9 protein-coding genes are annotated in these 10,537 nt (G+C 40.7%); 5 read left to right on the top strand and 4 right to left on the bottom strand.

Translation table 11 applies throughout. The features are described 5' to 3' along the window. Positions 1 to 192 (bottom strand): hypothetical protein (locus tag BLS65_RS11445; RefSeq protein ID WP_394331459.1); only part of this gene is annotated, 192 nt, incomplete at its 3' end. 57 nt (positions 193 to 249) lie between these two features. On the opposite strand from BLS65_RS11445, the gene BLS65_RS11440 reads away from it, so the two are divergent. Further along, on the top strand, positions 250 to 1,029 hold the full coding sequence (locus BLS65_RS11440; RefSeq protein WP_092439083.1) for a hypothetical protein: 780 nt from the start codon (positions 250 to 252) through the stop codon (positions 1,027 to 1,029). Between the two features lie 253 nt (positions 1,030 to 1,282). Here BLS65_RS11440 and BLS65_RS11435 read toward each other — a convergent pair whose 3' ends face one another. Then, complete coding sequence (locus BLS65_RS11435; RefSeq protein ID WP_170830093.1) at positions 1,283 to 1,690, bottom strand: bacteriohemerythrin; 408 nt, start codon at positions 1,688 to 1,690, stop codon at positions 1,283 to 1,285. Positions 1,691 to 1,826: 136 nt separating this feature from the next. Continuing rightward, positions 1,827 to 2,519, bottom strand: coding sequence for a response regulator transcription factor (locus BLS65_RS11430; RefSeq protein ID WP_092439078.1), 693 nt, complete (start codon positions 2,517 to 2,519; stop codon positions 1,827 to 1,829). Between the two features lie 281 nt (positions 2,520 to 2,800). Here BLS65_RS11430 and BLS65_RS11425 point away from each other — a divergent pair, with 281 nt between their 5' ends. The 4 genes from BLS65_RS11425 to rocD all read left to right on the top strand — a co-directional run bounded on the left by BLS65_RS11425 (position 2,801) and on the right by rocD (position 9,527). Then, entirely contained in the window at positions 2,801 to 5,620 is a 2,820-nt protein-coding gene (locus tag BLS65_RS11425) for a TonB-dependent receptor (RefSeq protein ID WP_092439076.1), read from the top strand. 30 nt (positions 5,621 to 5,650) lie between these two features. Beyond that, entirely contained in the window at positions 5,651 to 7,132 is a 1,482-nt protein-coding gene (locus tag BLS65_RS11420) for a hypothetical protein (protein ID WP_092439074.1), read from the top strand. A 342-nt stretch (positions 7,133 to 7,474) separates the two neighbouring features. Next, entirely contained in the window at positions 7,475 to 7,945 is a 471-nt protein-coding gene (locus BLS65_RS11415) for a toxin-antitoxin system YwqK family antitoxin (RefSeq protein ID WP_092439072.1), read from the top strand. A gap of 358 nt (positions 7,946 to 8,303) precedes the next feature. After that, positions 8,304 to 9,527, top strand: coding sequence for an ornithine--oxo-acid transaminase (gene rocD / locus BLS65_RS11410; protein ID WP_092439088.1), 1,224 nt, complete (start codon positions 8,304 to 8,306; stop codon positions 9,525 to 9,527). A 140-nt stretch (positions 9,528 to 9,667) separates the two neighbouring features. On the opposite strand, the gene BLS65_RS11405 is transcribed toward rocD, so the two are convergent. After that, on the bottom strand, positions 9,668 to 10,048 hold the full coding sequence (locus tag BLS65_RS11405; protein ID WP_092439070.1) for a hypothetical protein: 381 nt from the start codon (positions 10,046 to 10,048) through the stop codon (positions 9,668 to 9,670). Positions 10,049 to 10,537 lie beyond the last annotated feature (489 nt).

Raw genomic sequence — 10,537 nt, 5'->3', positions numbered from 1 at the left:
GCATTCGCCGCCGCATAAAACCAGCATGAGGTAGGATCGAAACAAATCACTGTAGGAATACTGTGCCTTAACTCCCCGAATGCCAAGCGTTTGGTCTATGGTGTCGTAAATAGAGGCCTCCCGGATAATTTTGTCTGCAAAATTTATTCCGCCAAAAGAGTTGATGGTGTCGCTAGAATATGTAATTTTCATCCGCTACGATGTTTTCACCTAAGTAGGTGAAAATATTTTAATCGGGAAAGCCTTGTGATGATTATTATTACAGGGGTTCCCGATTATTTTATGCTTTTATGTTGCGGATATAAGGTAATACTAAAAAGTCATCTTCACCATAAAAAGGATTACGATGCCAAACATAAGGGCCAAGAGTTGGATGAAATGGCGTACGAAGAGCTGAACATTGTCCGCAAATGCATTAAGGATGTTCGGGAAATGCTACAGAACTCCATCGAAATATATAGCCAAACCATACAAGGTGTCTCCTTGGAGGATCGTAAGCTGCTTAAGAAAGTAAATGTAAGAGTGGATGAACTCAACACAGAGGCAAAGAAGCTTAAGCAAAACCTTACCTCTACGCTACTGAAGTTTAAAGCCGACTCCATAGAAACAGGTCACTTTTACGTGCAGGTGATTGATTATTTGCGGGAGCTTGCCCATTCCTTGTCATTTGTTACCGGGCCAAGTTTACAGCATATCGATAATAACCATAAGGGATTCAACAAAGCGCAACAGCTGGAACTCAAAGAGATAAACATTAAGGTATCCAACCTCTTTGATAAGATAATCAAGATGATATCGGATAACGATTTTACCGATATACCTACAATTATCCTTGCCCAGCAAGACTTGCTCGAAAGTATTAATGCAGCACGGAAGAATCAGGTTAAGCGTATCAAATCGAATGAAACAGGAACACGCAATAGCGTTCTCTTCCTTGGTATTCTCAATGAGTCCAAGAACATGCTACTGCAAACCATAAACCTACTTAAAGCGCAACGAGATTTCATTCTTAATAACTACGATGAATAGGCTAGAGACAACACGATAGAGCATCGCTCTTCTACGTCTAAAATCACATCTGCTTCAATAACACTTTAAAGCGTACTGAAACAGATTAATAAAAAAAGAGAATGACCGCCATGGCGGTCATTATTCTTTTCAAACTATACCCAAGGGTATGACTCACACCTCAGAGCTATATCTCCACCAGAAAATTTTGAGTCATAGAAACTGTTATGATGATTATCTGTTGGCATATTAGATGCCATTTCTCAATAAAAAACTATTGAACCCCGCTCTTCTTCAAGATGGCTTCATATTTTCGATCCGATACTTGGATATGGTTAATTAGCCACTCCTTCAGAAATTTCATCAACTCTATGGCTACCGTTGAATCGTTTAGCCGGCTTTTTGCCTTCATCGCTTTAATCTTTTCAATAAAGTGCTGATGCTCGATGATATGATTCTCGAGATTGGGATATTTGGCACATTTCATAAAGAACTCCTCGCGCCTGAAATGGTAAAGGGTGTAGTCCTCTACCTTCTTAATAATGGGGGCTAGTAACTCCCGGCCTTTGCCATTAGAAAGCGCTACCAGAAGTTCATCGATTAGCGCTACCAGCTTTTGATGATCGTCATCGATACTCTTGATTCCCAATTCATACTTTTTATCCCAATCTATAAAAAACATAAGCGATTCTTTTATTAAAAAATTGGCTCCCATTCGGAATCCTAATCTTATTACCTAGCTTTTTCTACAAAGAGAGATCGCAGTACAATCCGTGTCGATTCACTGCAGTCTACCATTTGCCGACCTTCAGGATTCTTTAATCCACGAACTTATACCCTACGCCCTTAATGGTTTTGATAAAATCATCCCCTATCTTCTCACGCAGCTTACGAATGTGCACATCGATGGTTCTATCGCCAACGATTATGTTGTCGCCCCAAATGGAGGAGAAAATCTCATCACGGGTAAAAACCTTGTTTGGCTTAGAATGTAGCAACGCCAGCAGCTCAAACTCCTTCTTGGGCAGCACCAAATCCTCTCCGTTCTTTACCACCAAAAAACGCTCCCGATCCATAACGATTCCTGCCACATTTTCGTTCGAATTCGTGGCAGACTCTTCATTTCTTAAAAAATCATGCCGCTTCAACAGAGCCTTTATTCGGCTTACAAGCACCTTGGGCTTAATGGGTTTTGAGATATAATCGTCGCCCCCGGCATCAAATCCAGCTATTTGGGAGTAGTCCTCGCCCCTTGCTGTTAAAAAGGCCACAAGGATATTCTTCAGTTTGGGATTCGATCGAATTACCTGGCAAGTTTCAATGCCATCCATCTCCGGCATCATTACGTCCAAAAGAATAAGATGAGGCATAACTTCCTCCGCAAGTTTAACGGCGGCGGCTCCATTGCTGGCTGTATAAACCTGAAAACCTTCTTTTTGAAGATTGTAGGTTACGAATTCCAAAATATCGTTCTCATCATCTACAAGGAGTATTCTAAACGACTGTTCCATGCCTCAAGTTAGTTATTAATGGCTTTTTTACGCGTGCAATAAACTTAACAATAGTGTAATCGTGTGCCAACAGTCCAACTATTATCAATAAGCCATACCGTTTCACGATCAGAAACAAAAGTATCTCCAATATGGTTTCACGGCATTAAATTAAAGCTAATTATAAAGAAAATCAAGGAAACATAGCCTTAATGAAACAATAATCTTATGCTAATAGAGATAGGATCACTTGTACGTTCCTTTGCAAAGGATTTTAGTGATAATGAACGACACTTTATATAATGGAAATTAAGAAAGCGAGTATAACACTCTTTATTATTGCAATCGCAACCCTTCGGGCACTTGCTCAGACGGGATCCATCCAAGGAACAATAACCGATAAAACAACTGGTGAAACGCTAATTGGAGCAGCGGTGGTGATTTCGGGCACCAATAACGGAATCACTTCCGATTTGGATGGCAATTTCAGCCTTAGAAATGTGAAGGCGGGAACCTACATACTGGATGTAAGCTACATATCGTATGCACCAAAAAAAATTATGGGAGTAAGAGTTGACAACAATACGGCAACCACTGTAAATATTGTTTTGGAAAGCGTTAATCAGCAGTTGGAAGCGATTGTGGTTACTGCCACCAAGAAAACCAATACTGAGGTTTCTATGATTAACTCCATAAAGGCAAGCCAGCTCATTGTTAGTGGAATCTCGAGCCAGCAAATTACAAAAACGCAAGATAAGGATGCCTCGGAAGTCGTTAGAAGAATTCCGGGCATCTCCATAATCGATGGTAAGTTCATCGTAATTCGTGGCCTTTCCCAACGATATAATAATGTATGGCTGAATGGATCGGCAGTTCCCAGCTCCGAGGCTGATTCGAGAGCCTTCTCTTTTGATATGATTCCAAGTTCTCAACTCGATAACATTACAGTTTTGAAATCTCCGGCACCCGAATTTCCGGCCGATTTTTCCGGAGGGTTTGTGGAGATAGTAACAAAGGATGTGGCGGAATCCAATTCGCTGGAATTTAGCTACGGAACCGGATTTAATGATCAAACACTAAATAAGGCATTCAAAATTGCCCCAAAGGGGAACCTCGATTTTCTCGGTTTTGATGATGGAACTCGTAGTCTTGCGACTAACGTTCCCTACCGCCTGAATAATGATATCACTTCCAATGGTGCTCAAATAAATGATTTTTCCCGCAATGGATTAAACAACCAATGGAGTAGCGAAAACTTCCAATCATTGGGTAGACCCGATCAACGTTTTTCGCTTACGCTCGATAGAAGATACACTATTGCTAGCCAAAAAAAAATCAGCTTATCGTTAGCAGGCAACTATAGCCATACCTACAAGGCATTGCATAACATGGAAAATGCATTAATTGGATCATACGACATTATTAATGACCGACCAAACTACTTCTTTAAATATGTCGATAATCAGTATAACGTTGAATCAAAGATTGGGGGAATGTTTAACTTATCGTATGTTCCAAACAACAGTAATAAGCTACAGTTCCGAAACAATATAAACCAGCTAGGCCGAAACAGGCTTACCGAACGCTCTGGTGAACAATTTAACAGCGGATACTATCAGGAAAAGCAGGAATTCCTTTACACGAACCGGCTTACCTACACCAGTCAACTTTCCGGTAACCATGATATAAACGAAATCCAAAAGATCGATTGGAATTTAGGTTACTCCCTCTCCCAGATGAATCAACCCGATAGGCGCACCATTTCACGCGATCGGAATATCAACGATTTGACGGCACCATTGGAAATGGATCTTAACGATACCAAACGATTATTTGTCGATTTACAGGAAAATATCTTTTCGGGTGCAGCCAACTATCAAATCAAGTTGAACCATGCCACCGGTTTTAATCCAACAATTAAAGCAGGGTTTTATGGAGAGTTGAAGAACCGAAATTACGATACTCGCTCCTTTTACTACATACTCAACTCATCTGCCGATCCATTGCTCACCCTACAGCCAACCGATGTGATCTTTAGCAACGATAATATAGGAATTAATGGAGTATATCTCTTCGAAGACACCAGAAACACCGATAACTATAAAGCAGACAACCAACTCGTAGCTGGCTACTTGGGGATTAATATTCCAATAAATAGACTCAACATATACGGCGGAGTTCGGATTGAAAATAACCAAATGGGAGTAACCAAATACATATCAATGGATCCTACAAACTTTGAAACAAAACGGTTGACCAATAATAAATCGGATATATTTCCATCGCTTAACACTACTTTCAATGTTAGTGAAAGGCAAATTGTGCGATTGGCATACGGGGCAACCATTAACCGTCCGGAGTTTCGAGAGTTATCCCCTTCGACCTACTACGATTTTGAACTCTTCAGCTTCGTAAAAGGAAATGAAAATCTAAAAACTGCTTACGTTCAAAACATTGATTTGCGCTACGAATTTTATCCTAAAACCGGAGAGATGGTTACCGTAGCACTCTTTTATAAAAACTTTGAGAACCCAATTGAATCGACCTACTACGAAAATGCAGGAGGGTATACCTACTCTTTTACCAATGCAAAATCGGCCAACAACATTGGCGCTGAGCTTGATTTTAAGAAGGATCTTGACGTTATTGGATTGAAAAACTTTTCACTTTCGGTAAACGCCGCTTATATAAACAGCAAAGTAAAGTTCGACGATAGCAATACCTTGGAGCATAGCCGGCCCATGCAAGGTCAATCGCCCTACTTAATTAATACCGGACTTTTCTACCAAAACGAGAAACTTAACCTGTCCTGTGGTCTGCTTTACAATGTTATTGGCGAGCGTATTGTGGGCGTTGGAAGAAGAGTAGCCGGAAACTCAAACATATCGGTTCCAGATATCTACGAACGACCTCGAAATTTAATGGACTTTACTTTTAATGTTAAGGTTTTCAAAAGGATTAACATTTCCGGGGCTGTGAAGAATTTACTGAACCAGTCTGTAGAACTTCAGCAAACGGCAACCTATACCGATGCCAATGGCGCATCACAAACAAGAAACCAAACAAAGCTAAAGTATAATCCAGGACGTAACTTCTCAATTTCGTTAGCCTTAAAGTTTTAATAATTCAAGTAATCTTTAAATCTTAAATCTATGAAAACAAGAACAAATCTATTTCTAGGAGTGATGATGCTAGTGGCAATCTTTACGAGCTGCAGCAAAGAAGATGACACTACCCCAGTTGGTCCTGTTATTCCAACAGATGCAGTGGCATGGACTGGAACTTCGATTGGTGATGGATCCGATGCCTTCGAAATCAAAGGAAAATATACGATTAAGAAAGGGGTATACTCCCTTAAAGGCTGGGTATATATTGTAAGCGGATCAGAACTTTACATTGAACCGGGTACCATTATTAAAGGCGACAAGGCCACCAAAGCCACTATCATTGTAGAGCCAGGTGGAAAACTTTTTGCTGAAGGAACCCAAGCTCTTCCAATTATAATGACCTCGGCTCAAGCGCCGGGAAGCCGTAAACCTGGCGATTGGGGTGGACTCGTAATTTGTGGAAAAGCAAAGAATAATGCAGGAATAATGACAATTGAAGGAGGTCTTCGGACACAACATGGTGGATCCGACGATACCGATAATTCTGGGGTTATTCGCTACGTCCGCATCGAGTTTGCAGGATACCCATTTGCAACTGATCAAGAAATCAATGGTCTAACCATGGGTTCGGTTGGGAATGGCACAAAAGTAGATCACGTTCAAGTATCCTACTCCAACGACGACTCATACGAATGGTTTGGTGGATCGGTTAGCTGTAAATACCTTATTGCTTTCCGTGGTTGGGACGATGATTTTGATACAGATAATGGTTTCAGCGGAAAAATGCAATTCTTGCTTGGCGTTCGCGATCCAAAAATTGCTGACCAATCGGTATCCAATGGTTTTGAATCGGACAATAACGCTAGTGGCACAGCAACAGAGCCTTATACCTCAGCCGCATTTAGCAATGTAACGCTAATAGGCCCCAAAGGCAAGGATGCTCAATTTGCAAACACCGCGTCTTATGTCGATGGTGGAGGAATGAACCCAAATAATGGATCTCGTCTCGGTCTGTTCCATTCAGCAATTCAGATTCGTAGGAACTCGCACCTTAACATTTTCAACAGTGTTGCGGTAGGATATCCTGTTGGTCTTATTGTTGAAAACGATAAAGGTAGTGCAACTCAAACAGCAGCAACCAATGGTGTTTTAGCCGTTCAAAATGTTGTATTTGGAGGTATGACTATTCTTGGTAGCGATAAGAACAAAACTTGGTTAGACCAATTTTCATCCAATGCCACTACCCTTGATGCAACCAAAGTCTCCTTCTCAAATACTTACTTTTTGCGCGACAATGGAGGAAATTCAAACCTTCCCTCGATTGCCGATCTTAAGTTAAGTGAAATAAACTATGGTCCTATGGCTGGCAGCCCATTGGTAGGCAAAAGTAACTTGTTTACCCCTGCACTTTTAAATAACGCTACCTTCGACAAGGTTGATTTTATTGGCGCTTTCAGAAGCGATTCCGATACAGACAACTGGACTAAAGGGTGGACCAACTTCGATCCTCAAAATACGGTTTACTAGGAGGGTTATTTTGGCATCACTTTAATTTATATTGCGAAACTGGCAAGCTTTTTTAAGCAACCCAGTTTCGATTTTTTTTCATTTATCAATTTGTAACTAAAGAGGCGTTGGACTAAATCCGATTGAGCCGTTTGGCTATTAATCCCTTCCCATTAAGAAAAATGGATTGAATGGTTAGGCACAACAACTTATCTACCAAAACTTCTGCTATGGAACTGCATCGTATTAAGAATAAAATAGTTGAAAACATAGCAACTAAATTTTTATTAGATTGCCAAACAGCCAAAACTTAATATTGCCACGCCTCATTTTTTACTATTATTGCACCATAAACTGTTTTCCATGAAGAGAATAATCATTTCAATCTTAGCCCTAATTGTAGCCCTACCATTAGTTGGTCAAGATATTAAGGAAGGGAAAGAGGGTATCTTCCTAAACAAAGAGGGTAAGCCTTACAATGGAACCTATCAAGAGTTTTACGATAGTACCCGTGTAAAGGTAGAGATTCCAATGGTAGAAGGTAAAAAGGATGGATCGATGAAGCTATTCTTTGAAAACGGACAGGTTAATGAAATCCGTGTTTATAAGAACGGAAAGATGGATGGCACCTGGCTTACTTTTACCGAAAAAGGCACCAAGGTAGCCGAAGCAAACTACAAGGAAGGATTAAAGCACGGCAAGTGGTTCATTTGGGATGAAAAGGGAGTTTTGCGTTACGATATGACCTACAATAATGGCGAAAAAGTTGGAATTTGGATTCTCAATAACGACGAGGGTGTTCAAACCTCAACACGCGATTATGGAAAGAAATAATTTAGCGATTTCCCACTTCGCGTACAAGTATCGTAAAAGATAAATGCCTATTGGCTCCTATTGAAGTGGAATAGGAACAACATAAGAGGCGTAACACGTTACGGCTCTTTTTGCATTTTATCCTTTTCGGTATAATCCAAATAGAGAAGGTAAATCAATGAACCGTTGAATGCTCTAAGCTTCGGATTGCTTACCGCATCAATCTTTCCACCACCCTTAAACCTAAATAGATGTTATTAAACAAGGTAGGTATCCAAGAAGAATATGATATAAACTCTTGTTTAAGAGGAAAACGTTTGCTAGAATTGTGTTCTAAAATAACCGATCAATAACCCATAAACGAACTGCAATGACAAAGATGACACCTCACCAGTACATTGAGAGAGAAGAGAAATATGGAGCGCACAACTACCATCCACTACCAGTAGTTCTCGAAAAAGGAAAAGGTATTTTTATGTGGGATGTGGAAGGAAAGCGCTATTTCGACTTCCTTTCGGCATACTCCGCAGTAAATCAAGGCCACTGCCACCCTCGTATTGTAAAGGCTATGACCGATCAAGCGCAAAAGCTTACCCTTACCTCTCGCGCTTTCCATAACGATGTTCTGGGCGAATTTGAAGAGTATATCACCAAATACTTTGGCTACGATATGGTGCTTCCTATGAACACCGGTGCCGAAGCAGACGAAACAGCCCTTAAACTTTGCCGCAAATGGGGTTATAAGGTAAAGGGTATCAAGGAAGATATGGCCAAAATTATTGTTTGTGAAGGTAACTTCCATGGCCGCACCATCACCATCGTTTCCATGAGCAACGATCCAGATTCTTATGCTGGTTTTGGTCCATTTACTCCAGGATTTGTAAAGATTCCTTACGATGATATCGCTGCTCTCGAAAAAGAACTTCAGGATCCAAACGTTGCAGGTTTCATCCTTGAGCCTATTCAAGGCGAGGCTGGTGTATATGTTCCTGCCGATGGCTATTTAAAGAAAGCTTACGAGCTTTGCAAGGCTAAGAATGTATTGTTCATTGCCGATGAGGTCCAAACCGGTATTGCCCGCACAGGAAAGCTATTGGCTTGCGATCATGAGAATGTTCATCCCGACATTCTTATCCTAGGTAAGGCCGTTTCCGGCGGTGTTATGCCTGTTTCGTGCGTTCTTGCCAACAAGGAGATCATGCTTACCATTAAGCCAGGCGAACACGGTTCTACCTTTGGTGGAAACCCAATTGCATGCAAGGTAGCTATTGAAGCACTACAGGTAGTTAAGGACGAAAAACTTGCCGAAAACGCCGAACGCCTAGGTAAGATCTTCCGCGAAGAGATGCTTAAATTCAAGAACGAAGGAAAATCCGAAATGGTAGACGTAGTTCGCGGAAAGGGTCTTCTTAACGCTATCATTGTTAAGCCGAAGAACGGCAAAACCGCTTGGGATGTTTGCTTAGCAATGCGCGACCTTGGTTTACTTGCTAAGCCTACCCACGATCATATCATTCGCTTTGCTCCTCCTTTGGTTATTACCGAAGCCGAGCTACGCGAAGCGATTGCCATTATCCAAAAGGCATTTAGAATGTTCGAATAAGCATCGTGCTGAAAATAGAAAAGCCATCCGAAAGGGTGGCTTTTTTGTTGCAAAATACTTTAAACGATAATATGGATTACCTGTTAGTGAATTACTGTAACCACGAAAATACGGTCTTCGGTATAGAACACCAGCAGAGACTATACTAGGGATAGTCGATTCAATGAAGCCATTCCCTCTTCAACCGTTTTAAAGATAGAGCATTCCCACCCAATATCGCTTATCTCCTTAGTATAAGCATCCAAATAATTGGCAAACTCGATGTTCGTATTAATCAAAACAATTTGGCATTTGGGATTCCATCGCGATGCCATTCTATCGAGCGATGCCACTTCAACTGCGTCTTCAGGGGTGTTTTCAAAAACCTTCACATCGGAAAAATCCCACAATTGGTAGCGAATACGCTCAAAATGAGGACTACCAATTATTTTACCATTGAGCAAGTTAATCTCATTGCTAGTAACAATACCCGTAATTTTAATTTCAACACCCGTAGTGTTCCACTTCAGATTGTATCGCATGAAGATATTTTACGGTAAGCAGAGGTGAATAGTTTGTTTTGTGGTAACCAAATATATATAAAAAGATGGTCGCATCATACTCTATGCAAAACTTTTTTTGAAATCTCTACCAAATAATTATTGGTGGAACATATTCATCTCTTGTCGGCAATTATTGTCTAGGCGGTAATAATAGACCTATACCGAGGTGTTGCTATTACAAGGCAATCATAATAAATAACCTCCGAATGATGAATAATTGACCATTAAAAGATCTACAGAGAAGATTGCAACGAGGCAGCCCCATCAAACAATTAGCCTAACACCACCAAGTTCCTCAATCGTGTATGGAAATGCACCCAAAAACAAACAGGTTCAATCATCGGCAATTACGACTACCAACAACCATCCTAATCCGTTACACATCTTTCGATTCGTTAACTCCCGCTAACTTCTTTTTTTTAAAATAATTAAACCGTTTCGCCTCCCTTCCATCTAATCCATCAAATA

Origin of the sequence: Williamwhitmania taraxaci (genome assembly GCF_900096565.1) — a bacterium.
Lineage (GTDB): Bacteria > Bacteroidota > Bacteroidia > Bacteroidales > Williamwhitmaniaceae > Williamwhitmania > Williamwhitmania taraxaci.
This window is presented reverse-complemented; position numbering and strand designations above follow the sequence as displayed.